The 26,749-nt window shown below is 71.4% G+C and carries 27 protein-coding genes and 2 pseudogenes; 13 read left to right on the plus strand and 16 right to left on the minus strand.

The window, feature by feature from the left end; genetic code table 11:
* Positions 1-74 precede the first annotated feature (74 nt).
* The 3 genes from ACHBTE_RS11620 to ACHBTE_RS11630 all read left to right on the plus strand — a co-directional run bounded on the left by ACHBTE_RS11620 (position 75) and on the right by ACHBTE_RS11630 (position 1,849).
* Complete coding sequence (locus tag ACHBTE_RS11620; protein WP_394723590.1) at positions 75-665, plus strand: TetR/AcrR family transcriptional regulator; 591 nt, start codon at positions 75-77, stop codon at positions 663-665.
* A gap of 58 nt (positions 666-723) precedes the next feature.
* Positions 724-1,236, plus strand: a complete 513-nt coding sequence (locus ACHBTE_RS11625; RefSeq protein WP_394723591.1) for a DinB family protein — start codon at positions 724-726, stop codon at positions 1,234-1,236.
* A 112-nt stretch (positions 1,237-1,348) separates the two neighbouring features.
* Entirely contained in the window at positions 1,349-1,849 is a 501-nt protein-coding gene (locus ACHBTE_RS11630) for a hypothetical protein (protein ID WP_394723592.1), read from the plus strand.
* Positions 1,850-2,045: 196 nt separating this feature from the next.
* Here the strand turns inward: ACHBTE_RS11630 and ACHBTE_RS11635 are convergent, their stop codons facing one another.
* From ACHBTE_RS11635 to fabG, 5 genes are all read right to left on the minus strand, one after another.
* Positions 2,046-2,501 carry a hypothetical protein gene (locus ACHBTE_RS11635; RefSeq protein WP_394723593.1) on the minus strand — a complete coding sequence of 152 codons (456 nt, stop codon included), beginning with the start codon at positions 2,499-2,501 and terminating at the stop codon, positions 2,046-2,048.
* Positions 2,502-2,649: 148 nt separating this feature from the next.
* A complete protein-coding gene (gene ung / locus ACHBTE_RS11640) occupies positions 2,650-3,333 on the minus strand; it encodes a uracil-DNA glycosylase (protein WP_394723594.1) in 684 nt (227 codons plus the stop codon).
* A 166-nt stretch (positions 3,334-3,499) separates the two neighbouring features.
* The gene (locus tag ACHBTE_RS11645) at positions 3,500-5,080 is read right to left on the minus strand and encodes an ABC transporter substrate-binding protein (protein WP_394723595.1); all 1,581 of its coding nucleotides are present in this window, start codon (positions 5,078-5,080) and stop codon (positions 3,500-3,502) included.
* 191 nt (positions 5,081-5,271) lie between these two features.
* On the minus strand, positions 5,272-6,033 hold the full coding sequence (locus ACHBTE_RS11650) for an SDR family oxidoreductase (protein WP_394723596.1): 762 nt from the start codon (positions 6,031-6,033) through the stop codon (positions 5,272-5,274).
* 28 nt (positions 6,034-6,061) lie between these two features.
* Positions 6,062-6,823, minus strand: coding sequence for a 3-oxoacyl-ACP reductase FabG (gene fabG, locus ACHBTE_RS11655; RefSeq protein ID WP_200703193.1), 762 nt, complete (start codon positions 6,821-6,823; stop codon positions 6,062-6,064).
* A 295-nt stretch (positions 6,824-7,118) separates the two neighbouring features.
* On the opposite strand from fabG, the gene ACHBTE_RS11660 reads away from it, so the two are divergent.
* Complete coding sequence (locus ACHBTE_RS11660; RefSeq protein ID WP_394723597.1) at positions 7,119-7,652, plus strand: excalibur calcium-binding protein; 534 nt, start codon at positions 7,119-7,121, stop codon at positions 7,650-7,652.
* Between the two features lie 32 nt (positions 7,653-7,684).
* Here the strand turns inward: ACHBTE_RS11660 and ACHBTE_RS11665 are convergent, their stop codons facing one another.
* Both ACHBTE_RS11665 and ACHBTE_RS11670 read right to left on the minus strand, forming a co-directional pair.
* A complete protein-coding gene (locus ACHBTE_RS11665; RefSeq protein ID WP_394723598.1) occupies positions 7,685-8,101 on the minus strand; it encodes a DUF3037 domain-containing protein in 417 nt (138 codons plus the stop codon).
* Positions 8,098-8,862 (minus strand): HipA family kinase, encoded by a 765-nt coding sequence (locus tag ACHBTE_RS11670; RefSeq protein WP_394723599.1) that lies wholly within the window; start codon positions 8,860-8,862, stop codon positions 8,098-8,100. The genes ACHBTE_RS11665 and ACHBTE_RS11670 overlap by 4 nt, the downstream gene beginning before the upstream one ends.
* Before the next feature lie 277 nt (positions 8,863-9,139).
* Between ACHBTE_RS11670 and ACHBTE_RS11675 the strand changes: the two genes are divergently transcribed.
* The gene (locus tag ACHBTE_RS11675; RefSeq protein WP_394723600.1) at positions 9,140-9,631 is read left to right on the plus strand and encodes a Rieske (2Fe-2S) protein; all 492 of its coding nucleotides are present in this window, start codon (positions 9,140-9,142) and stop codon (positions 9,629-9,631) included.
* Here the strand turns inward: ACHBTE_RS11675 and ACHBTE_RS11680 are convergent.
* On the minus strand, positions 9,618-10,268 hold the full coding sequence (locus ACHBTE_RS11680) for a cysteine hydrolase (RefSeq protein ID WP_394723601.1): 651 nt from the start codon (positions 10,266-10,268) through the stop codon (positions 9,618-9,620). The genes ACHBTE_RS11675 and ACHBTE_RS11680 overlap by 14 nt on opposite strands.
* A 138-nt stretch (positions 10,269-10,406) precedes the next feature.
* Here ACHBTE_RS11680 and ACHBTE_RS11685 point away from each other — a divergent pair, with 138 nt between their 5' ends.
* Complete coding sequence (locus ACHBTE_RS11685) at positions 10,407-10,874, plus strand: pyridoxamine 5'-phosphate oxidase family protein (RefSeq protein ID WP_394723602.1); 468 nt, start codon at positions 10,407-10,409, stop codon at positions 10,872-10,874.
* Positions 10,875-10,941: 67 nt separating this feature from the next.
* Here the strand turns inward: ACHBTE_RS11685 and ACHBTE_RS11690 are convergent, their stop codons facing one another.
* Complete coding sequence (locus ACHBTE_RS11690) at positions 10,942-11,844, minus strand: LysR family transcriptional regulator (protein WP_394723603.1); 903 nt, start codon at positions 11,842-11,844, stop codon at positions 10,942-10,944.
* A gap of 74 nt (positions 11,845-11,918) precedes the next feature.
* Between ACHBTE_RS11690 and ACHBTE_RS11695 the strand changes: the two genes are divergently transcribed.
* A complete protein-coding gene (locus ACHBTE_RS11695) occupies positions 11,919-12,893 on the plus strand; it encodes a DMT family transporter (protein WP_394723604.1) in 975 nt (324 codons plus the stop codon).
* Between the two features lie 43 nt (positions 12,894-12,936).
* Here ACHBTE_RS11695 and ACHBTE_RS11700 read toward each other — a convergent pair whose 3' ends face one another.
* Positions 12,937-14,268 (minus strand): aminotransferase class I/II-fold pyridoxal phosphate-dependent enzyme, encoded by a 1,332-nt coding sequence (locus ACHBTE_RS11700; protein WP_394723605.1) that lies wholly within the window; start codon positions 14,266-14,268, stop codon positions 12,937-12,939.
* A gap of 35 nt (positions 14,269-14,303) precedes the next feature.
* Here ACHBTE_RS11700 and ACHBTE_RS11705 point away from each other — a divergent pair, with 35 nt between their 5' ends.
* Together ACHBTE_RS11705 and ACHBTE_RS11710 are read left to right on the plus strand one after the other, a co-directional pair.
* Complete coding sequence (locus ACHBTE_RS11705; protein ID WP_394723637.1) at positions 14,304-14,987, plus strand: pyridoxamine 5'-phosphate oxidase family protein; 684 nt, start codon at positions 14,304-14,306, stop codon at positions 14,985-14,987.
* Positions 14,987-15,618, plus strand: a pseudogene (locus tag ACHBTE_RS11710) (FMN-binding negative transcriptional regulator). Before ACHBTE_RS11705 ends, ACHBTE_RS11710 begins: the two are co-directional and overlap by 1 nt.
* A 49-nt stretch (positions 15,619-15,667) precedes the next feature.
* Here ACHBTE_RS11710 and ACHBTE_RS11715 read toward each other — a convergent pair.
* The 3 genes from ACHBTE_RS11715 to ACHBTE_RS11725 form a co-directional block, all read right to left on the minus strand.
* Complete coding sequence (locus ACHBTE_RS11715; RefSeq protein WP_394723606.1) at positions 15,668-16,615, minus strand: DMT family transporter; 948 nt, start codon at positions 16,613-16,615, stop codon at positions 15,668-15,670.
* A 207-nt stretch (positions 16,616-16,822) separates the two neighbouring features.
* Positions 16,823-17,827 carry an EamA family transporter gene (locus ACHBTE_RS11720; RefSeq protein WP_394723607.1) on the minus strand — a complete coding sequence of 335 codons (1,005 nt, stop codon included), beginning with the start codon at positions 17,825-17,827 and terminating at the stop codon, positions 16,823-16,825.
* A gap of 25 nt (positions 17,828-17,852) precedes the next feature.
* On the minus strand, positions 17,853-18,488 hold the full coding sequence (locus tag ACHBTE_RS11725) for a Clp protease N-terminal domain-containing protein (protein ID WP_394723608.1): 636 nt from the start codon (positions 18,486-18,488) through the stop codon (positions 17,853-17,855).
* A gap of 201 nt (positions 18,489-18,689) precedes the next feature.
* Between ACHBTE_RS11725 and ACHBTE_RS11730 the strand changes: the two genes are divergently transcribed.
* Positions 18,690-19,121, plus strand: coding sequence for an SRPBCC family protein (locus ACHBTE_RS11730; RefSeq protein WP_394723609.1), 432 nt, complete (start codon positions 18,690-18,692; stop codon positions 19,119-19,121).
* 187 nt (positions 19,122-19,308) lie between these two features.
* Here the strand turns inward: ACHBTE_RS11730 and ACHBTE_RS11735 are convergent, their stop codons facing one another.
* Entirely contained in the window at positions 19,309-19,935 is a 627-nt protein-coding gene (locus ACHBTE_RS11735) for a PadR family transcriptional regulator (RefSeq protein ID WP_394723610.1), read from the minus strand.
* A 139-nt stretch (positions 19,936-20,074) separates the two neighbouring features.
* Between ACHBTE_RS11735 and ACHBTE_RS11740 the strand changes: the two genes are divergently transcribed.
* Positions 20,075-20,884 carry a PhzF family phenazine biosynthesis protein gene (locus ACHBTE_RS11740; protein ID WP_394723611.1) on the plus strand — a complete coding sequence of 270 codons (810 nt, stop codon included), beginning with the start codon at positions 20,075-20,077 and terminating at the stop codon, positions 20,882-20,884.
* Positions 20,885-21,024: 140 nt separating this feature from the next.
* Here the strand turns inward: ACHBTE_RS11740 and ACHBTE_RS11745 are convergent, their stop codons facing one another.
* Positions 21,025-21,825, minus strand: a complete 801-nt coding sequence (locus ACHBTE_RS11745) for a CPBP family intramembrane glutamic endopeptidase (protein ID WP_394723612.1) — start codon at positions 21,823-21,825, stop codon at positions 21,025-21,027.
* 191 nt (positions 21,826-22,016) lie between these two features.
* Between ACHBTE_RS11745 and ACHBTE_RS11750 the strand changes: the two are divergent.
* A pseudogene (locus ACHBTE_RS11750) lies at positions 22,017-23,866 on the plus strand (substrate-binding domain-containing protein).
* A 143-nt stretch (positions 23,867-24,009) separates the two neighbouring features.
* Here ACHBTE_RS11750 and ACHBTE_RS11755 read toward each other — a convergent pair.
* Positions 24,010-25,527 carry a glutamate-cysteine ligase family protein gene (locus ACHBTE_RS11755; RefSeq protein ID WP_394723613.1) on the minus strand — a complete coding sequence of 506 codons (1,518 nt, stop codon included), beginning with the start codon at positions 25,525-25,527 and terminating at the stop codon, positions 24,010-24,012.
* 569 nt (positions 25,528-26,096) lie between these two features.
* On the opposite strand from ACHBTE_RS11755, the gene ACHBTE_RS11760 reads away from it, so the two are divergent.
* Positions 26,097-26,708, plus strand: coding sequence for a hypothetical protein (locus ACHBTE_RS11760; RefSeq protein ID WP_394723614.1), 612 nt, complete (start codon positions 26,097-26,099; stop codon positions 26,706-26,708).
* Positions 26,709-26,749 lie beyond the last annotated feature (41 nt).

Here is a 26,749-nt window from a genome sequence, read left to right on the forward strand (position 1 = left end):
CGCCTCACTACAGATGTAGTGAAGCAGTGCCTCGACTGTACTACAGGCGTAGTGCCGGGGGTAGGTTGATCTCCATGTCCGTAAGCACCGCAGGCGGCTCACGCGCCGATCTCGTCGCCGACTCCGCCCTCACTCTGCTGGCCGAGCGCGGCATGCGCGGGCTCACGCATCGGGCGGTCGACGAGGCGGCCGGGCTGCCGCAGGGCTCCACGTCGAACGTCGCCCGCACCCGGCAGGCCCTGCTGGAGCTGACGGTGCGGCGGCTCGCCGAGCGTGAGGCGCGCGTCCTGGCGCTGGAGGAGATCCCGGATCCGCGGGGCGGCCTGGACTCGCTGGTGCACGGACTGGCCCTGGCGACCCACCGCGCCCTGACCCGGGGCCGTGAACTGACGCTCGCCCGCTACGAACTGGCCCTGGAGGCCACCCGCCGCCCCGAGCTGCGCGCCTACTTCGACGCCACGGGCGCCCGCTTCCGCGACCAACTCACCGTTCTGGTCACGGCGATGGGCTCCACCGACCCGGCCCGCCACGTACTGTCCCTGGTCGCCTGGGCGGACGGCCTGATGTTCAGCTGTGTGGCCGGGACCTACAGCGCCGAGGTGCCCGGCTTGGAGGAGGTGCGGGCAGGGCTGCGCGAGCTGCTCGACGGGATGTTCGGCCGCTGAGCTCCGGCCACCGCGAAAACTCCTCGAGACGCGCCGCGCGTTGAGCGAGGATGCCGCCATGACGATCGAACGCCATGAACCTGCCACCACCGCCGACGAGCGCACCATGCTGGAGGGGTGGCTCGACTACCACCGCCAGACGCTCGCCCTGAAGTGCGAGGGCCTGACCGACGCCCAGCTCAGGACCGCCTCCGTGGAGCCGTCCGGGCTGACCCTGATGGGGCTGGTGCGGCACATGGCGGAGGTGGAACGCGGCTGGTTCCGACAGGTGCTGATGGGCGAGGACCCCGGAGCGATCTACTACTCCGAGGAGGATCCGGACGGCGAGTTCCACGTCACCGAGGCGGACACCTGGGAGGAGGCGCGGAACACCTGGCAGACCGAGATCGCCATCGCCCGCCGCAACGCCGCGGGCTTCGCCATGGACGACCTCTCCAAGGGCCGCAGCCGGCGCAGCGGCGAGTACTTCAATCTGCGCTGGATCTACACCCACATGATCGAGGAGTACGCCCGCCACAACGGCCACGCCGACCTGGTCCGCGAGCGCATCGACGGCGCCACCGGCGACTGACGTCAGCCGGGGCGGGCGCATACCGCCCGTACGGGGCCAGAGATCACCCGTGCGGAGCAACCTCCGCTCATCCGCCGTCCAGGCGGCCGCGCGAAGCAGCAGAGTTGCGCGCGTGCATCGAACGACGACCACCGCAACGCTCCTGGTCACCGTGGCCGTCTCGGCCCTCTCCGGCTGTATGACGGTCCAGCACCCGCCGGTCGCGGCCCCGACGGCACCGTCACCGCCGCCGGCACCCCGGCCGAGCGCTTCGGCGCAGCGGCCGATCGTGCAGGCGCCGGCCAGCGAGGCGCTGGCACTCATCGGGCCGTCCCGTCGGCCGGCCACCGCCACGCCGTCCGCCGCACAGCCGGCATCGCCTGCCGCCCCGCCCCCGGCGGCCCGGCCCCCGGCCGCTCGCCCACACCCGCAGACACGTCCCGAGCACCGCACCCCCGGCCGCCCGGCCGTAGACGCCGCGCGGCGGTCACCCGTCGAGATCCCCGGCGTGCCGACGTCCGTCCGGCCGGAGGTCCCGAAGAACGCGGACGTGTGCGCGTTGGGGCGCAAGTACGGCGGCTGGCGCCCGGGCAGCCCGGAGTCGACGATCTGCGACCAGACGTACGGGCGATGACGAACGGGCGGTGGCGAGCGGGCGATGACGAGCGGGCGTGAAGAGCGGGCGGTGGCGAGCAGACGATGACGAGCGGGCGTGAAGAGCAGGCGGTGGCGAGCAGACGATGACGAGCGCGCGTGAAGAGCGGGCGGTGGCGGTCGCGTCGTTCCCGACCCCCGTCAGATCCGCGCCCTTGCCGCAAGCGGCCCGACCGTCACGCCCCCTCCCCCAACCACGACTCCAGCCTCCGGATCTCCGCCCACACCCCGTCCCCGTAACTGTCGTCCCCCAGCGCGCCCGCCGCGCCCCGGGCCCGGCGCAGATGGACTCGGGCGGCCTCGGCGTGGTCGAGCTTCACATAGTCGGCGGCCAGGTTCAGATGCAGCGAGGGATACAGAGCCCGTACCGCGATCGCCCCTCGCGCGGCCTCCGCCTCCGTCAGTGCCCGCAGGTCCCACGCCAGCTCGTCCGACGGGTCGTCCTGGGTGTCCGCCAGGTAGTGCGCCAGCGTGCACCGGTGCAGCGGATCGCCGTCCTCGCCGAGCTCCGTCCACAGGTCCAGCAACCGCCGCCGGGCCTCCTCGCGGTCACCCGCGTGATGGAGGATGACGACCTGCCCGATCCGCGTCAGCACCGCATCCGGCGCCGCCTGCTTCTGCTGCTCCGCCACCGCGTCCTCCGGGCCCTCGTCGGCTGCTCCCTCCCGACGCTAACGGCCCACGCCCACGATCCGGGTCAGGCGGCTCCGTAAGGCACCGGGCCGGCACCGGCCGCCCCCCGGCCGCCGGCTGTCCGGGGAGGCGGCCCGGCGACGCAGGTCAGCCCAGGTTCGGGATCCGCCAGTCGATCGGCTCGTGTCCCTGCCGGGCCACCGCCTCGTTGATCTGCGTGAACGGGCTGGAGCCGAAGAACTTCTTCGCGGACAGCGGCGAGGGATGCGCCCCCTTGACCACCACATGCCGCGTCTCGTCGATGAGCGGGAGCTTCTTCTGTGCGTAGTTGCCCCACAGGACGAACACCGCCGGGTCGGGACGGCTCGCCACGGCGCGGATCACGGCGTCCGTGAACTTCTCCCAGCCCTTGCCCTTGTGGGAGTTGGCCTCACCGGAGCGGACCGTCAGCACCGCGTTGAGTAGCAGGACGCCCTGCTCGGCCCACGGCATCAGATAGCCGTTGTCGGGGACGGGGTGGCCGAGCTCCTCCTTCATCTCCTTGTAGATGTTGCGGAGCGAGGGCGGAGTCTTCACGCCGGGACGGACCGAGAAGCACAGGCCGTGTCCCTGACCCTCGCCGTGGTACGGGTCCTGGCCGAGGATCAGGACCTTCACCTTGTCGTACGGCGTAGCGTCCAGGGCCGCGAAGACCTCCTCGCGCGGCGGGTAGACGGGACCCTTCGCCCGCTCCTCCTCGACGAACTCCGTCAGCTCCTTGAAGTACGGCTGCTGAAGCTCGTCGCCCAGAACCCCGCGCCAGGACTCGGGCAGCATGGCGATGTCGGTCACGTCAACTTCCTTACGGTGTGCGGCAGACGATGTGCGGTCCACGACCCGGAGATCGCTTCCAGGCCTCAGAACCTACAGGCGACCACTGACAATCGCCCCGCGGACCACACATCCCGACCGGCCACCCCACTGGAGGGTGCACCTACCAGCTGGTCTTGCAGCGCGCCTACCAGCTCGTCTTGCGGTACAGCTCACCCATCATCATGATCGTCGACGGGTCCAGGGCCCGCTCGGCGCCGGAGATCTCGGCGCTCGCGGCCACGTACTGCCGGCCCTGCCACAGCGGCAGCAGGCGCGCGTCGTCGACGAGGATGCGCTGGGCCTCCTCGAAGTCCTTGACGACGTTGGCCCGGTCGCTCTGGGCGCGGGAGCTGGGCAGCAGCGTCTCGGTGATCTTGGGGGTCACATAGGGCGTGCCGAGCGCGTTCTGCTTGCCGACGAACGGCGCGATGAAGTTGTCGGCGTCCGGGAAGTCGGGGAACCAGCCACGTCCGAAGGCCGGGTACTCGCCCTTCTGGTATCCGGTGACGTACGTCTTCCAGGGGCGGCTCTTCAGGGTGATCTCGAAGAGGCCGGACTCCTCCAGCTGGCTCTTGAGCTCCTCGAACTCCGCCTTGGTGGCGGAGCCGTAGCGGTCGCTGGTGTACCAGAACTCAAGGCGGACAGGGGTCGTGATGCCCGCGTCGGTGAGGATCTCGCGGGCCTTGGCCGCGCTGGGCTCGCCGTAGTCGTCGAAGAAGCCCGTCGTGTGTCCGGTCAGGCCCTTGGGGACCATGGAGTACAGCGGCTCGACGGTGTCCTTGTAGACCTTGTGGGCGATCGCCGGGCGGTCGACGACCTGGGCGATGGCCTTGCGGACGGCGGACTTGCCGGCCATCGGGTCCTTGGGGTTGAAGACCAGGTAGTTGATCTCGGTGCCGGAGCCCTCGATCAGCTGGAGTTCATCGTCGTCGTCCGCCTGGATGTCGACGATGTCGTCGGCGGCGAGACCACGGAAGGCGACGTCGAGTTCCTTGTCGCGCAGGGCGCCGACCATGGTGGGCGAGTCCTGGAAGTAGCGGATGGTCACCGCGTCGTTCTTACGCTCGGCGTAGCCCTTGTAGTCGGGGTACTTGACGAGCTCCGCCTGCTTGCCCTCGTCGTAGGACTCGAGGGTGTACGGCCCGGATCCGACGATCCCGGAGTCCTCGCGCAGCTTGTCGGCCGGGTAGTCCTCGGGGTCGACGATCGACATGGCGGGGGTGGCGAGCACGAACGGGAAGGTCGCGTCGGCCTTGTTGAGGTGGAAGACGACCTCGCGGTCGTTGAGCACCTGGACGCGGTCGAGGCTGCCCAGCAGACCGGCCGGGCCACCGTTGACGTTGATCTTCCGGATCCGGTCGATCGAGTGCTTGACGGCCTTCGCGTCGAGGGCGTGTCCGTCGGAGAACTTCAGGCCCTCGCGCAGCTCGCACTTGTACTTCATGTTCGAGCTGTCGCTGAACTGGCAGCTCTCGGCGGCGTCGGGCTCGGGCACCGTCGATCCGGAGGGATAGCTGAGCAGCGTCTGGTAGATGTTCCGGAACAGCTCCCAGGAGCTGTCCCAGGACGCGGCGGGATCGAGGGTGCTGGGGGCGGCGGTCGTCCCCACCACGATCGGCCCCTCCTCCTCCGTCGAATCGGACGAGAGGACGCCGCATCCAGCCATCAGGGACGATATGGACGCGATGGCCGCCACCTGCCGAAGGCGTCGGATCCGGTTGAACACGCGCACGCTCCTCGATCTGCCATACCAAGGGTCGGCAAAACATACCGCAGTGTTCAGGCCGGTGGACCTCCCGTCTCAGGAGCACTTTCCCGACTCGTCGGTGACACCGTTGTCAGGGGCCGTTGATCTCGCGATACGTCGACACGGGCGCCGCTGGTGTCCAGCGGCGCCCGGGTCGAACACCCCGTGTGTCAGCCGACGCCGGCGTTGAGGAAGATGCCTCCGTCGACGACGAGCGTCTGGCCGGTGACCCAGTCGGACTGGTCCGAGGTGAGGAACGCGGCGGCGCCACCGATGTCGGAGGGCACGCCGAGCCGGCCCAGGGGGTAGGACGCGGCGGCCTCCGCCTCCCGGTTCTCGTACAGGGCCTGCGCGAACTTGGTCTTCACCACGGCCGGGGCGATCGCGTTGACTCGCACCTTGGGCGCGAACTCGTGCGCCATCTGCTGGGTGAGGTTGATCATCGCGGCCTTGCTGACGCCGTAGGCGGCGATGAACGGCGAGGGCGCGATGCCCGCGACGGAGGCGATGTTGACGATCGCGCCGCCGTTGTCCTTCTGCCAGGCGTGCCAGGTCTTCTGCGCGAAGCCGAGCGCCGAGATCACGTTGGTCTCGAACACCTTGCGTGCGACACCCAGGTCGAGGTCGGCGAGCGGCCCGAACACCGGGTTGGTACCGGCGTTGTTGACCAGGTAGTCGACCCGGCCGAAGGCTTCCATGGCGCGCTCGACGGCGATGGCCTGGTGGGCCTCGTCGTGAGCCTTGCCGGCCACGTACACGGCGCGGTCGGCGCCGAGCTGCTCGACGGCCTCCTTGAGGGCGTCCTCGCCCCGGCCGGTGATGACGACGCGGTCACCGCGGGCGACGAGCGCCTCGGCGACGCCGTAGCCGATGCCGCGGCTGCCGCCCGTGACGAGGGCGACCTTGCCGGAGAGTTCAGGCAGTTCAGTCATGTCTGTCATTTCCGCGTATCCCTGATCCCTAGTCGAGCGGTCCGCCGGCGACGTACAGCACCTGGCCGGAGACGAACCCGGCCGCCTCACCGGTGAAGAAGGCGATGGCGTTGGCGATGTCGTCCGGCTCGCCGACCCGGGCCACCGGGATCTGGGTGGCGGCGGCGGCCTTGAAGTCCTCGAAGCCCATGCCGACGCGGTCGGCCGTGGCCTTGGTCATCTCGGTGGCGATGAAGCCGGGGGCGACGGCGTTGGCGGTGACACCGAACTTGCCGAGCTCCTTGGCGAGGGTCTTGGTGAAGCCCTGGAGACCGGCCTTGGCGGCGGAGTAGTTGACCTGGCCGCGGTTGCCCAGCGCGGAGGAAGAGGAGAGGTTCACGATCCGGCCGAAGCCCGCGTCCACCATGTGCTTCTGGCAGGCCTTGGACATCAGGAAGGCGCCGCGAAGGTGGACGTTCATGACGGTGTCCCAGTCGGAGACGCTCATCTTGAACAGCAGGTTGTCGCGCAGCACGCCCGCGTTGTTGACCAGGATGGTCGGGGCGCCGAGCTCCTCGGCGATCCGGGCGACGGCCGCCTCGACCTGCGCCTCGTCGGAGACGTCGCAGCCGACCGCGATGGCCTTGCCGCCGGCCGCGGTGATCTTCTCCACGGTGTCCTTGCAGGCGGCCTCGTCGAGGTCGATCACGGCGACCGCGCGGCCTTCGGCGGCCAGTCGTACGGCGGTGGCGGCGCCGATGCCGCGCGCCCCGCCGGTGACCACGGCGACCCGCTGCTCAGTGGTGGACATTGCTGGTTCTCCTCGCCCTCGAGATGCGGCTCATGCGGAGCGCCCGTCGGTGAGCGACCGCTTAGTACCTTCAGCAGACGTGACGCTAGAAGCCCTGGCACCCGGTGTCAACGGCCGACCGGCCGCGTGTGATCCATTCCCCTGACGAGCGACGCGAACCGGGCGCGCCCACCCATGGTCCCCGCCCGCGCTCTCCGGCGCGAGCACCCGAACGGCCTACGGCTGCGCGCCCCGGCGCGTGCGGGCCCCTAGCGTCGAAGCGCGAGGTCAGAGATGGCCGGAAAGGAGGCGCACCATGCGCCGTCACACCGGTGCCGTCGGCACGCTGATCGCGCTCGCCGCGATAGTGCCGTTCGCCGAACCCGCTCACGCCCAGGACAGGAACTGCCGCGACTTCACCTACCAGGAGGACGCGCAGGCCCACTACAACGCGAACCCGAGGGACCCCGACCGGCTCGACGAGGACCAGGGGCCGGACGACGGCATCGCCTGCGAGTCGCTGCCACGTCGAGGCGTTCAGGGCGGGGACGGAGGCGGCCGGGGCGGGGACGGAGGCGGCCGGGGCGGGGACGGCGACGGGGGCCTCATCTCTTCCACGAGCCGTCCCTCGACACGTATGACACCGACGGCCCCGACCGCCCCCGTCACCTCCATCGCTCCAGCCACTCCGGCCACCCCCGCCACCCTTGCTCCGACGCGGGGCGCGCGAGGCGGGCTGGGCGGCGCTTCGACGTCCGGACCCAGCGGCTGGGACGTCGCGGTCGGTCTGACCTTCGTCACCGGCGCCGTGCTCACGGCCGGCTATCTGGTGCGGCGCCGCAGGGGCTGAAGTCCGGCCGCAGCGCTTTGGCGAGGAGGCCGTCACCGCACCAGAAGGTCCAGCAGCCGGTCCGTCTCGGCCGCCGGATCGGCGGTGAGCCCCGTGTGCACCGGCCCCGGCTGCACGACCGTCGACCTGGGTGCGATCAGCCAGCGGAAGCGGCGTCCGGCGTCGTCGCCGGCGGCCTGTCCGGCTGCCTCGCCGCCGGAGCAGACTCCCTCCACGGCGCGCAGTGCCGCCCGCACGCCGGTCACGTCCGCCCGCGGGTCGAGGGCCAGCAGCCGGGCCTCGTCGAGGTGGGTGCGCGCCCCGACGAAGGCCTGAGCGCGGCAATACACCAGCACACCGGCGTTGATGCACTCGCCGCGCTCGATGCGGGGGACGACGCGCAGCACGGCGTACTCGAACACCTGCCGGTCGCCGCCCTGGCCCGCCTTGATGAAGTGGCGGTGGCTCACTTGGCCCCCTCGATTCCGGTGATGCGCTCGTGGACGTCGGCGGCGCGTGCCAGCAGTGGCCGCGCGTAGGCCCGCCTGAGCTCTTCGGTGCTGTCGAAGCCGGGTTCCGCGGACAGCCAGGCGTCCGGGACCGCGGCGGTGACCTCGGCGAGGAGGTCTTCGGTGACGAGGGGGGCGAGGTCGGCGGCGGCGCCCGTGATGTCCGGCGCGAAGGGGCGCAGGGCGTGGTCGGAGGCGTCGTAGGGGCGCGCGGCGGATGCCTCCGCGCCGGGCCAGTTGTGCTGCCAGATCATCGTGGCGCCATGGTCGATGAGCCACAACTCCCCTTGCCACATCAGCAGGTTGGGGTTGCGCCAGGACCGGTCGACGTTGTTCACGAGCGCGTCGAACCAGACGATCCGCCCGGCTTCCTCCGGGCTCACCGTGAAGGCGAGAGGGTCGAAGCCGAGCGCGCCGGAGAGGAAGTCCATGCCGAGGTTGGCGCCGCCACTGGACCTGAGCAGCTCCTGCACCTGCTGGTCGGGTTCGCCGAGTCCCAGCACCGGGTCGAGCTCCACCGTCACCAGCCGGGGCACCCTCAGGCCCAGCCTGCGGGCGAGTTCACCGCAGACGACCTCGGCGACCAGCGTCTTGCGGCCCTGTCCGGCGCCGGTGAACTTCATGACGTACGTCCCGAAGTCGTCGGCCTCGACGAGTCCCGGCAGTGAGCCGCCCTCACGCAGCGGCGTGATGTAGCGGGTCGCGATGACTTCCTTGAGCATCGCCCCAGGTTACTGGCGCGGAGGCGGGCGGCGAGGACGGCCCGGGTGGGCGGGCTGGCGGGCGGACGGGCCAGGGCGCACGGGCGGACGGGCCGGGGTACGCGGCCCCAGGTCCGGCGCCGCCGACAGCGGATCGACAGCTGTGGACAGGGAACCGACAGGTCCGCTTTACCCACCTCTTCGCCGGACCGGGCCAGGATTTCGAGAGCGCCTGAACAGCCGGTCCCGAAGGACCGTACCTCTCGGCAGATCAAGAATCCGCGGAAGGAACGTCAGCATGACCAGCGAATCAGTTCAGCCGGTGCCGGGCCCGAGCCGCCGTACCGTCGTGGCGGCGGTCGGCGCGGCGGGGCTCGCCGTTGCGCTGAGCGCGTGCGGGTCGGACGACGAAGCGTCCGGTCCGTCCACCGAACAGGGTGCCGGTGGCGGTGCGGCCACCGAGGCGGGCGGCGGCTCGTCGTCCGGGGCGGGCGCCGGCGGCGGTGCGGCACTGGCGAAGACGGCCGACATCCCGGAGGGCGGCGGCAAGGTCTTCAGCGACGAGAAGGTGGTCGTCTCGCAGCCGGCGGCCGGCGACTTCAAGGCCTTCTCGACGATCTGCACCCACCAGAAGTGTCCGATGACGGACCTCAAGGAGGACACCCTGTCCTGCGCGTGCCACGGCAGCCAGTTCTCGATCCTCGACGGCAGCGTGAAGAAGGGGCCGGCGACGCAGCCGCTGGAGGCCAAGCAGGTCAGCGTCTCGGGGGATTCGATCACGCTCGCGTGACGCGGGGCGGACGCCCGAGGCAGCCCAGTACCTCGTCCGTGGTCGCGACCGTGGCGACCAATGCGAGGGTGTTGCGGATCATCGCGGGGGTGTAGTCGGAAGGCACCCCCGCGACGGCGTCCGAGGGCACGACGGCCGTGTAGCCGCGGTTGACGGCGTCGAACACCGCGTTGGGGACGGCCACGTTGGCCGAGACACCGGTGATCACGAGTGTGCGGCAGCCCAGGTTGCGCAGCAGCGCGTCGACATCGGTGCCCTGGATGGGTGACAGGCCGTGCAGTCGTCGTACGACGAGATCCTCCTCGGCGACCTCGATCGGCGCGGCCACGCTCACCGCCTCGGTACCGGACCACTGCTGGACGGGGAGGCGCCTTGCGGCGCGGAAGAGGCGGGCGTTGCGATTGGCGCCCCGGCCGTCGCGACGGCGTTCGGCGATCGCGTGGATCACCTGGACCCCGCTCTCGTGGGCCGCGGCCACCAGCCGTGCCACGTTGTCCAGGGCCCCCGAGTCCCGTGCCGCCTTGGCGAGTTCGGGCAGGGCACTGTCCGGGCCGACGACGCCCTGCTGGCATTCCACGGTGAGCAGGACGGTGGTCGCGGGGTCGAGAAGTTCGCTGAGCTCGGCGTACGGCGGCATGGGTCCCCCTGTGGCCGACGGCGGCGTGGGGCGGCGAGCGTAGCCACCATTGCGTGCGGAAGGAAGACGACTCATCCTTTTCTGACGTGATGTCAGAGGATCTCTCCTCTGGCACGACGTGAGAGAAGAGGGGGCCGCATGACCGTCACTCAGCGCCGAGGCCGCAAGATCATGATGACGCCCGGTGAGCTGGACGAGTTCCTGACCAGCCAGCGCACCTGTCGGGTCGCCACGGTGTCCGCCGATGGCTTTCCGCATGTCAGCGCCTTGTGGTTCGCCTGGGACGGCAACTCGCTGTGGCTGTACTCGGTCGTCCGCAGCAAGCGGTGGGCCGATCTGCGCCGCGATCCGCGGGTGGCGATCGTGGTCGACACCGGCGAGGAGTACGAGCAGTTGCGCGGCGTGGAGCTGTCGGGCACCGTCCAGTTCGTGGGCGAGATCCCGCGCGTGGGCGAGCTGCGCGCCGAACTCGACGTCCCCGAGACGCTGTTCGCGCGGAAGAACTTCGGTCTCGACGAGATGCCCCACGACGGACGGCACGCGTGGATGCGGCTGACGCCCGAGAAGATCGTGTCCTGGGACTTCCGGAAGCTGGGGTCCGTGTAGCTGCGAGCCAGGGTCCGTAGGAACCGGGAGCCGGGGTCGGTGGGACCGGGAAGCCGGGCGCCGTGGTTCAGCCCACCTTCTCGGCCGCCGTCCGAAGCGCCTCGACCGCCGCCCGGATCGACGGGCGGCGGTCGGCGTCCGCTCGCCACACCGCGTAGACGTACCGATGGACCCGGTCGTGCACCGGCACCGCCCGCACGCCCAGCGGCATCGGGTCGCGGCCCAGCCGGGGCGCGACGCAGACGCCCAACCCGGCCGCGACCAGGGCGAGTTGCGTGTGGTGCTCCTCGGCTCGATGGGCGATCCGGGGCTCGATGCCCTTGGTGCGCAGCGTGTAGACCAGCCACTCGTGGCAGAACTCGCCCTCGGGCCAGGCGACCCACTCGTCGTCCGCGAAGTCCTCCAGGGCGACCTCGCGCCGGTCGGCGAGCGGATGCCCCTCGGGCATGGCGATCTCCACCCGGTCGTCGAGGATCGACGCCTTCGCCAGCCCCTCCGGCATGGGCAGCGGCTTGTTGTACCAGTCGAGCACCACGGCCAGGTCGACATCACCGCGGAGCACCGCGTTCACCCCGCGCTCCGGCTCCAGCTCCCGGGAGCGCAGCCGCAGCGCCGGATGGTCGGCCCGCAACGCCGTGAGCGCGGCGGGGAACAGTCCCCGCAGGGCGGTGGGGAACGCGGCCAGCCGCAGCTCGCCGACCACTTGTCCGCGCTGTGCCTCCAGGTCGGACTGGGCCAGTTCGACCTGTGACAGGATGCGCGCGGCGTGCTCGGCGAGCAGCCGGCCGGCATCGGTGAGCCGCACCCCCCGGCCGTTCTTGGCGAGGAGCTGCTGGCCGACCTCGCGCTCCAGCTTGGACATCTGCTGCGAGACGGCGGAGGTCGTGATGTGCAGCCCCTCGGCCGCGCCGCTGACCGAGCCGTGCCGGGCGAGGGCGTCGAGGGTGCGCAGGCGCTCCAGATTCAACATGTAAGCAATACTACGAGATATCGCGTGCGAAATCTCGATTGTGCTACGAGATCGTTTGCCGCATCGTTGACGCCATGAGCACCGTCACCGCCGCCACCCCGGGCACCCCCGGCGCCCCCGGCACCCCCGGCGCCTCGGCCGAGGCCACCGTCCCCCCGCACCCCCGCGCCCGCCCCCGCCTGGACTGGCGGCTGCGGTTCGCCGTGCTTTCCCTGATCTGGGGATTCAGCTTTCTGTTGATCAAGGTGGGCACCGAGGGTTACGCGCCGTTCCAGGTCACGCTCGGGCGGCTGGTGTTCGGTACGGCGGTGCTGGCCGCCGCGATGGCGGTCAAGCGGGAGCGGCTGCCGCGCGGGCTGCGCACCTGGGGGCATCTGGCGGTCGCCGCGCTCCTGCTGAACGCGCTGCCGTTCTCGTTGTTCGCGTACGCCGAGCTGACGATCCCGTCCACCCTGGCGGGGATCTGCAACGCGACCTCGCCGCTGTGGGGCATGGCCCTGTCGCTGGTCGCTCTCTCGGAGGACCGGCCGACCCGGGTCAGGGTCGCCGGGCTCGGCATCGGCTTCCTGGGTGTGCTGACCGTGCTCGGAGTGTGGCAGGGCTTCCACGGCCTGGACGCCACCGGTACGGCGATGGCGCTGCTGGCCTCGCTGAGCTACCCCGTCGGCTGGATATACGTCCGCCGTACGCTGGCCGGATCCAGCTCCTCGCATCTGTCGCTGACGGGCGCGCAGCTGCTGCTCGCCACGGTGCAACTGGCCGTCGTGACACCGCTGTGCACCGCGCTGCCCACGCGGGTCTCGTTGGTGCCGTTGCTGGCGGTCGTGGCTCTGGGGGCGCTGGGGACGGGGGTCGCCGTGCTGATCCAGTACGGACTGGTCGCCGAGGTCGGGCCGACGACGGCTCAGATGGTCACGTACTTCATTCCGGTCATCGCGACGGCTGCCGGGGTTGCCGTGCTGAACGAGTCCCTGCACTGGACCACGCCGGTCGGAGCGGTGATCGTCCTGGTCGGGGCGGCGCTCACGCAGGTGAAGAAGCGCGCCTGACGACGAGCCGGACCCCCTTGAGACCGACGTCCGTGATCAGGGTTCACACGTAACTCCTCGTCGGCCCCGGGTTCACCGCCCTCGCCACCGCTTCGGCCAAGGGGGCCACCTCCTCCTCGATGAGCGTCGAGACGGTGATCCTGATTCCGGGTGGGGCGCTCGTGCGGAAGCGGGCCCCCGGGGCGACCGCCCAGCCGGAGTGCAGCAGGCGGGCCACGGCGCCGGTCTCGTCGGGGACCGGGATCCAGACGTTCATGCCGCTACGCCCGTGCCCCTCGACCGCGTGCCCGGCCAGCGCCCGGAGCAGCAGATCACGGCGGGCGCCGTAGGTCGCCGCCACCTTCGCCGGATCCAGGGTGCCGTCGCTCCACAGCCGCACCACGGCCCGCTGCGTCAGCCGGCTCACCCAGCCGGGCCCCAGGCGCTGCCGGCCGCGCAGCCGGTCGACGGTGACCGGGTCCCCGGTGAGCACGGCGAGCCGCAGGTCCGGTCCGTAGGCCTTGGCCACGGAGCGGACGAAGGCCCAGCTGTGGGTGACGCCGGCCAGCGGGCACAGGGGCAGGTCGACGATGCCATGGCCGTGGTCGTCCTCGATCAGCAGCGTCTCGGGGTGTTCGCGGAGCACCGAGCGCAGGGCACGCGCGCGCGTGCCGCTCACCACCGCCCCGGTGGGGTTCTGGGCCCGGTCGGTGACGATCAGGGCCCGCGCCCCCGCGGTCAGCGCACGCCGCACCTCGTCGGGCAGCGGCCCCTCGTCGTCGACGCCGACGGGAGCGATGCGCAGGCCGAGGGCCGGGACGAGGTCCAGCAGACTGCCCCAGCCGGGGTCCTCGACCGCGACGGTGTCACCGGGTTTGAGGTGGGCCGCGAGGACCCGCTCGATGGCGTCGAGGGACCCGGAGGCCACGGCCAGGGGCCCGTCCGGCACCCCGTCGGCGTCCAGTGCGGCCCGCGCGATCCGGGCCAGCTCCGGCTCGACGGGATCGTCGCCGTACAGCACCGGCTCCCGATCGCTGTGCTCGGCCGCGGCTGCGAAGGCCTTCGCAAGCGACGGCAGCAGCGCGGGGTCGGGGTTGCCGCTGGCCACGTCACGGACGCCCTCGGGCACGTCCACCCGGACGTACTCGCGCCCGGTCGTGGCCGGCCTGGGCCGCACCCTGCTCCCCCGGCGGCCCGCGGTCTCGATCACTCCGCGCTCCCGCAGGATGCGATACGCGGCGGCGACCGTGTTGGGATTCACCGCCAGCCGGACCGCCAACTCGCGCATGGGCGGCAGCAGTCCACCGGGCTCGAGCTCCCCGGCGCCCACCGCGCGCTCGACGCTCGCCGCGATCTCGGCTGCGCGGCGCCCCTCGATCCGATATCCTCCTAGCACAAACATAATTATGCACTAGTGCAATGGAGGACGCAATGCAGGGGACCCGGCAGCCGACGTCGCCGACCGCCACCTACCCGCCGACCGACCGCACCGTCCCCACCCGCTCCGCGGAACGGGCGTCGTACGACGTGGAGTCGGTGCACTCGATACTCGACGAGGCCTACGTCTGCCACCTCGGCTTCGTGCGCGACGGTGCCCCGGTCGTGCTGCCCACCTTGTTCGGCCGGGTCGGCCGGACGCTCTACGTCCATGGCTCGACGGGCTCGCGGCCCCTGCGGATGACCGGCCAGGCGGATCCGGGGCTGCCGGTGTGCCTGACGGTCACTCATGTCGATGCGCTGATCCTGGCCCGCTCGGCCTTCCACCACTCGATCAACTACCGGTCCGTGGTCGTTCACGGCATCGCCCATGACGTGACGGACCCCGAGGAGAAGCGGGTCGCCCTCGACGCCCTGGTGGACCACGTGGTGCCGGGCCGGGCGGCCGACTCCCGCCCCGCGAACAAGAAGGAACTCGCCGCCACCGCCGTGATCCGCCTCGACCTGAACGAGGTCTCCGCCAAGCTCCGCACCGGCGGTGTCAACGACGAACCGGAGGACCTCGCCCTCCCCCACTGGGCCGGCGTCGTCCCCCTGCGCAAGGGCTACGAAGCGCCGGTCGCCGACCCGGACCTGACCCCCGGCACCGAACTGCCGGGCTACCTGCGGACCCTGTGATGCTGATCCACCCCTGGGACGCGCCCCGCGAGGAAGCCGAGTGGCAGCGGTGGCTGGCCGTGCGCGACTTCGGGCAGCTCGTCGTCAACGGTGTCGAGGGCGAGCCGCCCCATGTCCAGCCCCTGCACTTCGCGTACGACGCCGAGCGCGGCGAGGCCGTCACGCACCTGGCCCGCCCCCATCCGATGTGGCCGGCTCTGCTCGCCGACCCCGAAGTGGTCCTGAGCGTGGTCGACGACTACGTGTACGTCCCGGGCCCCTGGCAGGCGGATCCGGGGCAGCCGCCGGAGCACGGCACACCGACCAGCTTCTACGCGGCGGTCCAACTCCGCTGCCGGGCCCATGTGGTGGACGACCCGGCCGAGAAGGCGGAGCTGCTCAACCGCCAGGTCGGGCACTTCCAGCCGGAGGGCGGCACGGTGCGGGTCGCGGTGGACGAGATGCCGTACGGCCGCATGCTGTCCGGGATCCGGGGGTGCGGCTCGAGGTGACGGGCGTGCGGGCGAAGTTCAAGTACGCGGGCAAGAGGTCGGACGAGGTCCGGGACCGCATCGCGGGGAAGCTGGCGGAGCGCGCCGGTCCGCGCGACGCCGACGCGCGTGAGCACCTGCTGCGCCGCCACCCGGCCTGATAGCAACGACCCGTGGCCCCGCACCCCCTCGGTGCGGGGCCCTTCCCTGTCACACCGGCAGCGGTTCCCGCCTCCTCGCCCCGCGCGTCTCCGCCACGGCGAGCCCCGCGACCGAGCCGAGCATCAGCAGGGTGCCGACGAGGGTCGGTGCCGTCAGATGTTCACCGAGCAGGGCGACGGCGAGGACCGCCGCGCCGACCGGCTCCAGCAGCATGATCACGGAGACGGTGGCCGACCGTACGGCCGCGGCACCCGCGAAGTACAGGGCGTACGCGAGAGCCGTGGGGACGGACGCGATGTAGGCGAGCAGCCAGCCGAGCCGGACGGGGTCGGCCGCGTGCGGCACGATTCCTTCGGCGAAGGCGAACGGCAGCAGACACAGGCTGGTCACGGCGAAGGCCCAGACGGACGTGTCGGCTGCGTCCGCCCCGCCGTCGCGGCCCCACTTGCGGGTCAGCAGGGTCATCGCCGAGTACGCCGCCGCGGACACCAGGGCGAGCAGCACGCCCCACGGTCGTACGGTCGTGCCCGCGCCGCCCAGCGAGAGCACGGCGAGGCCGGTGAGGGCACCGGCGACCGCCACGAGTCCCCCGCGGCCGAGGCGCTCCCCCAGGGTCAGCCGGGCGCCGAGCGCGATGAACACGGGCCCGGCACCGAGGGTGACGACGGTGCCCACGGCCAGCCCGGTGGCGTCCACGGCCGCGAAGTAGGCGGTCTGGAACACGGCGAGTCCGACGCCGGTGAGCCCGGCCTTCGAGGCCCGGCGGCCGAGCGGTTCGAACCGGGCGGCCCGCCGTGGGCGCGGACGCAGGAAGCGGACGGCGATCAGCAGGACGAAGCCGATCGCGCAGCGCCAGAAGGAGAGGGCGATCGGCCCCATGTCACTGGCCCGGTAGACCAGGGAGGCGGCCGCGCCGGCGGTGCCCCAGGCGACACCGGCGACGATCAGATAGAGAAGGCCGCGCCCGATGGGCAGGCCGGCGGCAGTGTTCGACACGAGTTGTCTCCGCAGGTGCGCGAATGCGCGGAAGTTCGGGAGGAGCCCCGGTCAGCGGGGATCCATGGACTTCTTCTGCGGGCAGCACCGTTGCACCCAGCGGTGCGCGGGTTCGGTTCCCGTCTGGCACCGGGGCTTGGCTTCCGGAGGGCCCGCCTCAGGCGGCCGGAGGCGGAAGAACGAGTGTCAAAGGCATGATCCCGCAGCCTAGGCGACGTTTTCCGGGGCGGACAACTCGCGTTCCCGGCCGCCGCCGGCCACCGGCTCGACGGGACTCTTGGCCGGCGCGGACGACTGCGCGATGAACGCGCCCACCAGGACGATCACACCCCCGGCGATCTGCGGGGCCGAGAGGTGCTCCCCCAGCAGGAACCAGGCGAGGACGGTCGCGATGACCGCTTCGAGGCAGGCCACGACACCGGCCACCTGCGGCGAGAGCCGTCGCACGGAGAGCACGCCGGTGACGTAGGCGACGATCGTGGCGATGAACACGATCCAGGCCAGCAGGAGGCCGGCCGCGACCGGGGTGCCGTTCATCCGGGCGGTGTCGGAGAGGACCGACCAGTCCATGGTCCAGGGCCGGGCCACGACGGTCAGGACGAGCGCGCCGACGAGCAGGCCGTAGGCGATGACACCGAGCGGGTCGGGCGTCTCGTCGCCGGAGTCGCTGCCCTGGTCCGACAGGACGAAGTAGCCGACCTGGCAGCAGGCGGCGCCGAGGGCGAGGAGCAGACCGAAGGCGTCGAAGCTCAGCCCCGACCAGACCTCGACGACACAGGCGAGGCCGCCGACCGCGAGGACCACGCCGAGGGCGGCGGCACGGGTCACCGGCCGACGCTGCACGAACCGCACCCAGCCGAGGACCAGCGCGGGTGCGAAGTACTCGACGAGCAGGGCCACGCCGACCGGGATCCGGGATATCGCGGCGAAATAGCAGGCCTGCACACCGGCCACGCCGAGCAGGCCGAACCCGGCGAGCAGCGCGGGCCGGCGGCGCAGCAGCGCGCGGTGGCGCACGGCGAGCGGCAGCATCACGAGGGCGGCGCCGGCCACCCGCAGCCACACCACATGGAGCGGGTCCAGGCCCGCCTCGATCAGCGGCTTAGCCGCGACACCGGACCCGCCGAAGGCGAAGGCGGACACGACCGCCGTACCGAGGCCGATGCCCTTGCCTCGACCGGCCCGATTGCTCTGAGAGACACGCACCGGCACATGATGACAGGCGATGACATGAGCGTCACCCCCAATGACACCTGTCTCGATCGGTGGACGAGGGAGGCGCGACGTTCTTGACGGGCAGGGCGTCCTCGGGGCGCTGGGCGTCCTCGGCCTGGAGGGCGCCCTCGGCCGAGCCGGTGTCGTCCCGGCGATCGTCGATTCGCTTGCGCAGTGCACCCGCGTCGATCCCGGCACGCCCGAGCACCTCGACCGCCCGCGCCTCGGGGTCCGCAACGATCGCCGCGAGCAGGTCGACGCCATCCGCCCGGCCGTCGCCGCGGTGGGCGGCGCGCCGACGGGCGTGTTCCATCGCGGTCGCGGCCAGCGGGGAGAAACCCTCGCCGGCCAGCACGACGGGGACGGCACCGGAGTCCTCGACGGTGCCCTGCCAGCGCAGGCCGTAGCCGATGGTGCGCTGGACCAGGTAGCCGAGGAGGCGGGCGATCTGGGGGCCGTCGCCGAAGACGGCGTACACGTCCGGGTCGTGTTCCAGCAGTGAGTGCAGCAGATGGGCCGTGTCGATCTGCCGGTCCCCGTCCCTGAGCGCCCGGCGGCGGGCACCGGCGATCACCGGTGCGAGCTCGTCCGGGGTCGACTGCCGGGCAATACGGGGTTGCACAAGCCCTACCCCATCAGCCACGCCGAGCCGGGTCATCCCCGAGGGGAAGCATCTTCGCGTCCCACGGGGAGTGGACACGGCCGCCCGGCATCTCCTCCTTACGGATGAGATCACGCCAAAGGGCTCGCTCGGAGGGGCGGCCGTCTCCACAATTTCTGACGGTTCATCAGTATTGAATGTTCCAGGCCCCGCGGCTACGTTCCGCGACACCGTAGCCCGAGACGAAGGGGTGGTCGCATGGCCGAAGTCAGCGCGGAGGCACGTATCGAGGCACCGGCCGAGAAGGTCTGGGCGCAGCTGACGGACTGGTCGGCGTACAGGGAGTGGAACGCGACCCACACCAGCTTCCCGGGCGGCGGCCCCACGACCCTCGAAGTGGGCGGAACCTTTCAGGAGAACATGAAGCTCATGGGCTTCCCGGCCGAGGTCGAGTGGACCATCGAGGAACTGGAGACGGCGCGCGTGCTGGCCATCCGCGGCAAGGGGCCGATGGCCGTGACCGTGGCCACGCGCTACACCCTGACACCGGTCGGCGTCGGCGCCACGGACGTGCGGATCGACGGGGAGTTCACGGGTGCGGCGGTGTCGTTGATGGCGGGCAAGCTCAAGGACTCGGCCACGGCGGCACTGAACGAGTCCCTGCGCAAGCTCGCGGGCCTGGTGACCTGAGGCGCGCACACGAAGGGCATACAGAGGCTCGCGCGAAGAGGCGCGCAGGCGCAGGCGCACACGAAGGCGCCCCGCGGATCACTCCGCGGGGCGCCCCGGATGCGGCAGGAAGAGCCGGGATACGGCGGGGAGGGGCCCGGCTTCGACAGGGAGGGCCCGGACGCGATCGGGAGGCCGCAGACCTGCCTCAGTCCTCGTCGGCGAGGATGAGATACAGCCGCTTACGGGCGTCGTTGATGACGGCGAGCGCCTTCTCCTGCTGCTCCTTGCTGCCCGTCTTCCAGACCTGCCCGAAGGCCTCCATCAGACCGAAGCCGGCCTGCCGGATCTCCCCGAGGGCCTCCCAGTCGACGCCGCGCGAGGCTTCCTCCCAGGGCGCCTCGGGCCCGGCCTCGGCCGCCTCGCGGCCCGACTCGGTGAGCGAGAACAGCTTCTTGCCGCCCTCGGTCTCGCTGGCGATCAGGCCCTCGTCCTCCAGCAGTTGGAGGGTGGGGTACACCGAGCCCGGGCTGGGCTTCCACGCCCCGCCGCTGCGCTCGGCGATCTCCTGGATCATCTCGTAGCCGTGCATGGGACGGTCCCTCAGCAGGGCGAGGATCGACGCCCGCACATCACCGCGCCGCGCCCTCCCTCGTGGTCCGCCCCTCCCTCGGGGCCCCCAGAATCCCGGTCCGCCACCGAAGCCGGGACCACCGCCGAAGCCGGGGCCCCCGCCGGGACCGAAGGGCCCGAAAGCCCCGCGGTGTCCCTCGAAACCGCCTCGGCCGTGGCGCTTGTGTCCACCGTGTCCACGCTCGAATCCATGGGAACGCATCACGATCACTCCATTTCCATCGTTGATCTGTCGCGATGCCTCAACGATATATCGGAATAGCTCGCACGGCAAGGCATCGGTCCAGCACCCCCGGATTGGCCTTGGCCGCCGCCTCCGCACGCCCTCTAGCGTCAGCGCCATGCGGATTCGAATCGTCGACGCCTTCACCGACCGCCCCTTCGCCGGCAACCCGGCAGGGGTGGTGCTCCTCGACGCCTTCCCCAAGGACGGCTGGCTCCAGAAGGTGGCCATGGAGGTCAACCACGCCGAGACGGCGTTCGCGCACCGGCTGCCCGAAGGCGGGGAGGCCGACTGGGCGCTGCGGTGGTTCACCCCCGTCACTGAAGTGGCGATGTGCGGACACGCCACCCTCGCCACGGCCCACGTGCTGCACAGCACCGGCGCGCACGAGGGTCCGGTACGGTTCGCCACCCGCAGCGGCGTACTCGTGGCCACCCCGCGCGAGGACGGCTCCCTCACCCTCGACTTCCCGGCCGCCCCGCTCACGCCCGTCGAGGTCCCGGACGGGGTCGCGCAGGCACTCGGGGCCGAACCGAGCCTCGCCCTCGACACCGGCCCGAACGTCGGCGACCTGCTCCTCGAGATCGCCGACGAGAAGACACTGCACGCCCTGACACCCGACCACCGGGCCCTCGGCCGCTACTCCGAGCGCGGCATCATCGCCACCGCCCGCGCCGAGGACCCCACCCGTGGCTACGACTTCGTCTCGCGCTGCTTCTTCCCGAACGTCGGCATCGACGAGGACTCGGTCACCGGCAGCGCCCACACGGCCCTCGCCCCCTTCTGGGCCGAACGCCTCGGCCGGGCCGAGCTCACCGGCCTCCAGGCCTCCCCACGCGCCGGCCGCGTCCGCACCGAGGTCCGCGGCGACCGCACGCTGCTGAGCGGACACGCGGTGACCGTCATCGAAGGGGAGCTGATCGCCTAGGCCGCCCGAGCCGGGCCGGCCGCGTCCGGTCGCGTCCGGTCGCGTCCGCCGGCATCCGGCCGCGGGAACACCTGAGGGGGCGTACGAGATCCTCGTACGCCCCCTCAGGAGCAGCTCACGCCCGCGGCTCACGCCGCAGCTCACGCCGTCGGCAGCCAGCCCACCTTTCCGGCAAGCAGCGCGTACCCGACGAACGCCCCTATGTCGAGCAGGGAATGGGCCACGACCAGCGGGCCGACCCGGCCCCAGCGCCGGTACAGATAGACGAAGACCACGCCCATCGCCATGTTGCCGAGGAAGCCGCCGATGCCCTGGTAGAGGTGATAGGAGCCGCGCAGTACGGAACTGGCCACCAGCGCGGTGCCCGGGGTCCAGCCCAACTGGCCGAGTCGGCGCAGCAGATAGCCGACGACGATGACCTCTTCGAGGATGGCGTTCTGCAGGGCGGACAGGATCAGCACGGGGTACTTCCACCACACGTCGGGCAGCGCCTCCGGCACCACCGTGAGGTTGAAGCCCAGCCCACGGGCGGCCAGGTAGAAGGCGATCCCCGTGCTGCCGATCACGGCCGCGATCGCCGCTCCGCGGCCGAGGTCGGGCCACGGCCGGGTGCGGTCGAAGCCGAGGGTGCGCAGGCTCTGTCCCTCGCGCATGAGGAAGTGCGCGACGAGCGCGACAGGCACCAGCGCGGTGGTGATCCCGAACAGCTGCCACGCCAGATCCAGCCAGGGACGGCCCGGCGCGGCCGAAGCATTGAGGGTCGCCGCCTGGTCCTTGAGTCCGCCCGGTTTGGTGACCGAGCCGATAAAGCTGATCAGGGCGGACACACCGCTCGCACCGAGCGAAAGCCCCAGGACGAGCAGCGTCTCGTCACGGAAGATCCGTCGCGAAAGCCGCTCATGAGGAAAAGAACCGGCCACCGGATCCGCCTCGCCCTGCACACCTGCCTCCAGTTGAGTAATCCCGCCTCATCCGCATCGCCGCCCCGCTAAGGTCTCGAAAGCAGTTACGAAGACCGTGCGCGACAGGCCGTCGGGGGGACGGGCGCCGTACGGGGCTCACCGCCCCCCTGCCTGCCATACGGCCGGATTCCGGCATGTGGTTCAGCAGGGCAACAGGGAGGGGCACCGTCATGGGACGTCACAGCTTGCCCGATCAGTATGGGGCGGGCGGCAGCGACCCCCGTCGAAGCGCCCGCCGCCGCACGACGGCCGTCGCTGCGGTTCTCGTCCTCACCGTCGTCGCCGGCGCCGGCGTCGCGCTCGAGGGCGGGCTGCTCCCCCTGGGCTCCTCCTGCCAGGACGATCCGGTACGGCTGACCGTGGCCGCCTCACCGGATCTGGCCCCGGCGCTGCGAGCGGCGGCACAACGGGCGCGGGCGGCCGACCTCACCTCTGACGGACGCTGCGTCGCCGTGACGGTGCGCCCTCGGGAGTCGTACGAGGTCGCGGACACCCTCCTGGCGGGCGAGGACCCGGGCGCCGAGGTGTGGGTGCCGGACTCGGAGGTGTGGATCCAGCGCCTCACGCAGGACGGTGGCCCGGTCGACGTCACCACCGTGGGCCAGGTCGCCACCACGCCGGTCGGGGTGGCGATGCTGCCCGCCGCCGCGGAGTCGCTGGGGTGGCCGAAGAAGACGTACGGCTGGCTGGAACTGGCCGAAGCCGGCCTGGGCGGCGACTCCCTGCGGCTCGGCGCAGCCGATCCCGCCCGCAGCGCCACAGGGCTCCTCGCCCTCACCCGGCTGAGCGCCTCCGCCGCACAGGCCGAGGCCGGCCAGGCGCGGACGGGTGCACTGATGAAGGCACTGTCGCAGCGGATCTCCGAAGGCGACGGCCAGCTGCTGGACACCCTGACCCGGGCCGGCTCCGACACCGGGCAGGGCGACGACCCGAGCCGCAACCAGGCCCTGGTCGTCAGCGAGCAGACGGTCTTCGCGTACAACTCCGGTGCCGGGGGCAGCAGCCGTGGCAACGGCGACGGCCCTGGCGATGGCGTCGGCACTGGCGGTGACGGTGACGGTAACGGTGGCAGCCGCAGCCTGAACCTCTTCTATCCGCAGGACGGCTCGCCCCGGCTGGACTACCCGTACACGCTCCTGGACCAGACGGGGCTGACAACCGACGAGAGCCGGGCCGCGATCCGGTTCATGAGCTACCTCCGCGACCCCGGGCAGCTGCGACTGCTGGAGCGCCACGGCTTCCGGACGTCCGAGGGGGTGGTGCCGGAGGCACTGGTCGCCCGGGCCGGCGGCAAAGGTCCGCAGCCGTACGGAGAGCCGCCGGGACGCCCGGTCTCGGCGAGCGCGCTCCAGGAGGCGCTCGGGGTGTGGACGATCACCGTGCGGAGTGCCCGGATCACCACGGTCGTGGACGCCTCCGCTTCCATGTCGGAGCCGGTGCCGGGCACGGGGAAGTCGCGGATGGAGGTGACCAAGGCATCGTTGCTCCAGGCCCTGGCCACCTTCAAGCCCGACGACGAGATCGGCCTGTGGGACTTCGCCGCCGAGCTGGACGGCGACACAAGGACTACCGCGTCCGAGTGCCGACCGAACGGCTCGGCGATCGTACGGACGGCGGGACCCAGCGCGACACTCTGTCGGCGGCGTTCGACGACCTGGCGCCGGTGCCGAACGGCGCGACCGGCCTGTACGACACCACGCTCGCCGCGTACCGGGCCGCGACCGCCTCCTACGCCAAGGGCAGGTTCAACGCCCTGGTCGTCCTCACCGACGGAGTGAACGAGGACCCGGGCAGCATCTCCCGCGCCGACCTCGTCACCCGGCTGGAGCGCCTCACCAACCCCGAGCGACCGGTGCCCCTCATCATGATCGCGGTGGGACCCGACGCCGACCGCGACGAGGCCGACCGGATCGCGAAGGCGACCGGCGGTTCGGGCCACGAGGTGACGGACCCGTCCGAGATTCACTCGGTGATCCTCAAGGCGATCGTGGCAGCGGGCTCACGGGGCAACGTGGTCTGACGGACCGCGCCGAGCGGCCCCGTGCCTAGCGGCCCCGTGCCGAGCGGACCCGTGCCAAGCCCTCCGGCACAGGCGCCGCGAAACTGCCGCACCCGGCCGGACCTCGCCGGCCGGGCCCGCACCCATCTCTCGCCGGCCCGCCCTCACCCGGCCGGAACCGGCTCCAGCAAACCCACCGGCCAGGTGTGAACCGGCTCGCCCCGGTGCATCAGCTCGCGGTATCGGCGGGTCGTCGCCGCCAGTGCCGCCTCCCGGGTCAGTCCGGCCTCCAGCGCACGGTGGAAGGTGGCCGCCTGCCAGGACGCGCCGTTCATGCGCCTGCGGCACCGCTCCTCGATGACGCCCAGATAGAGGTCCCGGTCGGCCGGCTCGACACCCCACGCGTCCAGCCCCGCCTCGGCCAGCGGCAGCAGTTCGTCGCGTACGAGGGTCACCGCGTCCACCTCGGCCGTCCCGCCGTACCGCCCCCGCCGGGGCCAGCGCAGCCGCGCGTCGATGCCGTGCTTGCAGGCGGCGTCGAAGTTGGCGGCGGCTGCCTCGAAGGGCATCCGGGTCCAGACGGGCCGTGACTCCTCGGCGAGGGCGCGGACGACGCCGTAGTAGAAGGCCGCGTTGGCCACCACATCCGTGATGGTGGGGCCGGCGGGCAGGACGCGGTTCTCCACCCGCAGATGCGGGACGCCGTCGGCGATACCGTAGACCGGCCGGTTCCACCGGTACACCGTGCCGTTGTGCAGGACGAGCTCGGCCAGCGTGGGCACGCCACCGGCGTCGAGGACCTCGAGCGGATCCTCGTCGTCGCAGATCGGCAGCAGGGCCGGGAAGTAGCGGAAGTTCTCCTCGAAGAGGTCGTACGCCGAGGTGACCCACCGCTCCCCGAACCAGGTACGCGGTCGCACGCCCTGGGCCTGGAGCTCGGGCGGGCGGGTGTCGGTGGACTGCTGGAACAGCGGCGGTCGCGACTCCCGCCACAGCTCCCGCCCGAAGAGGAACGGCGAGTTGGCCCCCACGGCGACCTGGGCCGCGGCCACGGCCTGCGCCGCGTTCCACACATCGGCGAAGCGCCCCGGGGTGACCTGGAGGTGCAGTTGCACGGAGGTGCAGGCGGCCTCCGGGGCGATGGACTTCGACGTGCACGTCAGACGCTCCACGCCGTCGATGTCGAGGGTGAAGTCCTCGCCGCGGGCGGTGACGATCTGCTCGTTGAGCAGCGCGTAGCGGTCGACGTCGGAGAGGTTGGACGACACCAGGTCGTCCCGGTCGAGAGTCGGCAGAATACCGATCATCACGATTCCCGCGTCGAGCTCACCCGCTTTTCGATCGGCATATGCCAGCGACGTTCGGAGTTCCTCGGCAAGCCGATCGAATACGCTTCCCTCCAACCGGTGCGGAGCGATGTTGACTTCCAGATTGAACATGGCGAGTTCTGTTTGGAAGTCGCGGCTCGCGATCCTCTCGAGCACCTGCCCGTTCAACATTCTCGGCATGCCTTCGGCGCCGGCGAGATTCAATTCGATCTCGAGCCCCATCAGGTTCTTGGGGCGATCGAACCGCTTCTCCGCCAGCAGCCGCTCCAGGCCCGTCAGGCACCTCCGCAGCTTCGTGCGGTAGTGCTGCCGATCGGACAGATCGAACCGACCTGCCACGACCTTCTCCCCCATCGACGCTTCCCTCCTCGGATGGGCGGGCCGAAGATCCGGCCACCAGTCTCTCCCGGGTCAGGTGGGATGATGCCCAGCCGAAGCGATCGATAACGTCCCGCGCGGGGTGGGTGCCCGCTACTCTGTCGGACGTGACCGGCGGCACATTCACCAGGCATGCGGCACGGAGCAGTTTCCGGCCGCTCACGAACTCGTGAAAAACGCCGATGAGAATTGGCCTACCACTCCCGGGTTGTTTTTCGAGGTCATCGTCGCATGACCGGCCGGCAATCGGGATTTTTTCCGCATATCCCCGGCCGAATGGACCCTTGCCGAGTGCACCGAATGCGGGTAGACGAAACATCGCCTGAACACTCGTCGTATAAACTCCGCAATCAAGGCAGAGGGTTGGCGCCCCGGTCCCAGGGCCCGCCGTCGGATCACTCGCGGCAGGCATCACTCCCCCCTTCGGGCTCCCTGACCCCGGCCCCCGCCTCTCTGACCTCCGTGAGCAGACAGCGCCGTCCGCCCCCGCTTCCGCCCGCCCCGCCCTCGCGCCACTGTGCCTGTCGAATGAGAGGCGACCCACCATGCCGCTGCATGTGCCCCTGGCTCCCGCGCCCGCGCTTCGTTCCGTCCTGACCGCTCTGGGCTCGCCCACCGCGGTCCGCGAGGCCCGAACTCCCTCCCTGCGGGCCGCCCAGGGTCCCGCCACCCCCGAACTCCCGCTGCCCGTCCATGTGGTGGACGAGATCACCCCGGCAGGCGTGTCCGCGACCCGGCTCACCGGCTGGCGTTTCCTGATCCATTGCGGCGAACGCGCGGTGGCCGCGGCCGAGACCCGGCTGACCCCCGACGGCTGGGCGTTCTCACACTTCTTCGAGGGCCCCTACATCGCCTCCACCGAGCGGGCGCTGCGCCAGGCAGAGGCGATCCAGCAGCCCTATCAGCCGCGACTGCTGTCGTTCCCCCGCCTCTACATGCTCACGCTCTGGCTGCACGGCGACTGCAGGGCGGACGGCGCCGCCGGCCACCCCGACGCCACGGACATCCTCATCCCGCTGGCGCCCGCCCCGCCGGGCATCGTGTCCCACCTGCCGCATCGCGTCGCCGAGCTGCTCCCCGTACTCACCCTTCGGGCCACCCCCGCCCCGCTGCCCCCACTGCCTCCGGTACCGCCACTGCTGGGCTCTCCCGCCTGACAGCACACCGCGTCACCGCGCGAGTGGCCCTGTGTGCCCCG

The organism is Streptomyces sp. M41, assembly GCF_043673425.1.
In the GTDB taxonomy this organism is placed as follows: domain Bacteria; phylum Actinomycetota; class Actinomycetes; order Streptomycetales; family Streptomycetaceae; genus Streptomyces.

What these genes read in the sequence shown, in the direction of transcription:
- ACHBTE_RS11620 (WP_394723590.1), top strand. Translation starts at nt 75, where the DNA reads ATGTCCGTAAGCACCGCAGGCGGCTCACGCGCCGATCTCGTCGCCGAC.
- ACHBTE_RS11625 (WP_394723591.1), top strand. Translation starts at nt 724, where the DNA reads ATGACGATCGAACGCCATGAACCTGCCACCACCGCCGACGAGCGCACC.
- ACHBTE_RS11650 (WP_394723596.1), bottom strand. Translation starts at nt 6,033, where the DNA reads ATGACTGAACTGCCTGAACTCTCCGGCAAGGTCGCCCTCGTCACGGGC.
- fabG (WP_200703193.1), bottom strand. Translation starts at nt 6,823, where the DNA reads ATGTCCACCACTGAGCAGCGGGTCGCCGTGGTCACCGGCGGGGCGCGC.
- ACHBTE_RS11660 (WP_394723597.1), top strand. Translation starts at nt 7,119, where the DNA reads ATGCGCCGTCACACCGGTGCCGTCGGCACGCTGATCGCGCTCGCCGCG.
- ACHBTE_RS11670 (WP_394723599.1), bottom strand. Translation starts at nt 8,862, where the DNA reads ATGCTCAAGGAAGTCATCGCGACCCGCTACATCACGCCGCTGCGTGAG.
- ACHBTE_RS11675 (WP_394723600.1), top strand. Translation starts at nt 9,140, where the DNA reads ATGACCAGCGAATCAGTTCAGCCGGTGCCGGGCCCGAGCCGCCGTACC.
- ACHBTE_RS11680 (WP_394723601.1), bottom strand. Translation starts at nt 10,268, where the DNA reads ATGCCGCCGTACGCCGAGCTCAGCGAACTTCTCGACCCCGCGACCACC.
- ACHBTE_RS11685 (WP_394723602.1), top strand. Translation starts at nt 10,407, where the DNA reads ATGACCGTCACTCAGCGCCGAGGCCGCAAGATCATGATGACGCCCGGT.
- ACHBTE_RS11690 (WP_394723603.1), bottom strand. Translation starts at nt 11,844, where the DNA reads ATGTTGAATCTGGAGCGCCTGCGCACCCTCGACGCCCTCGCCCGGCAC.
- ACHBTE_RS11695 (WP_394723604.1), top strand. Translation starts at nt 11,919, where the DNA reads ATGAGCACCGTCACCGCCGCCACCCCGGGCACCCCCGGCGCCCCCGGC.
- ACHBTE_RS11705 (WP_394723637.1), top strand. Translation starts at nt 14,304, where the DNA reads ATGCAGGGGACCCGGCAGCCGACGTCGCCGACCGCCACCTACCCGCCG.
- ACHBTE_RS11725 (WP_394723608.1), bottom strand. Translation starts at nt 18,488, where the DNA reads ATGACCCGGCTCGGCGTGGCTGATGGGGTAGGGCTTGTGCAACCCCGT.
- ACHBTE_RS11730 (WP_394723609.1), top strand. Translation starts at nt 18,690, where the DNA reads ATGGCCGAAGTCAGCGCGGAGGCACGTATCGAGGCACCGGCCGAGAAG.
- ACHBTE_RS11735 (WP_394723610.1), bottom strand. Translation starts at nt 19,935, where the DNA reads ATGCGTTCCCATGGATTCGAGCGTGGACACGGTGGACACAAGCGCCAC.
- ACHBTE_RS11740 (WP_394723611.1), top strand. Translation starts at nt 20,075, where the DNA reads ATGCGGATTCGAATCGTCGACGCCTTCACCGACCGCCCCTTCGCCGGC.
- ACHBTE_RS11755 (WP_394723613.1), bottom strand. Translation starts at nt 25,527, where the DNA reads ATGGGGGAGAAGGTCGTGGCAGGTCGGTTCGATCTGTCCGATCGGCAG.
- ACHBTE_RS11760 (WP_394723614.1), top strand. Translation starts at nt 26,097, where the DNA reads ATGCCGCTGCATGTGCCCCTGGCTCCCGCGCCCGCGCTTCGTTCCGTC.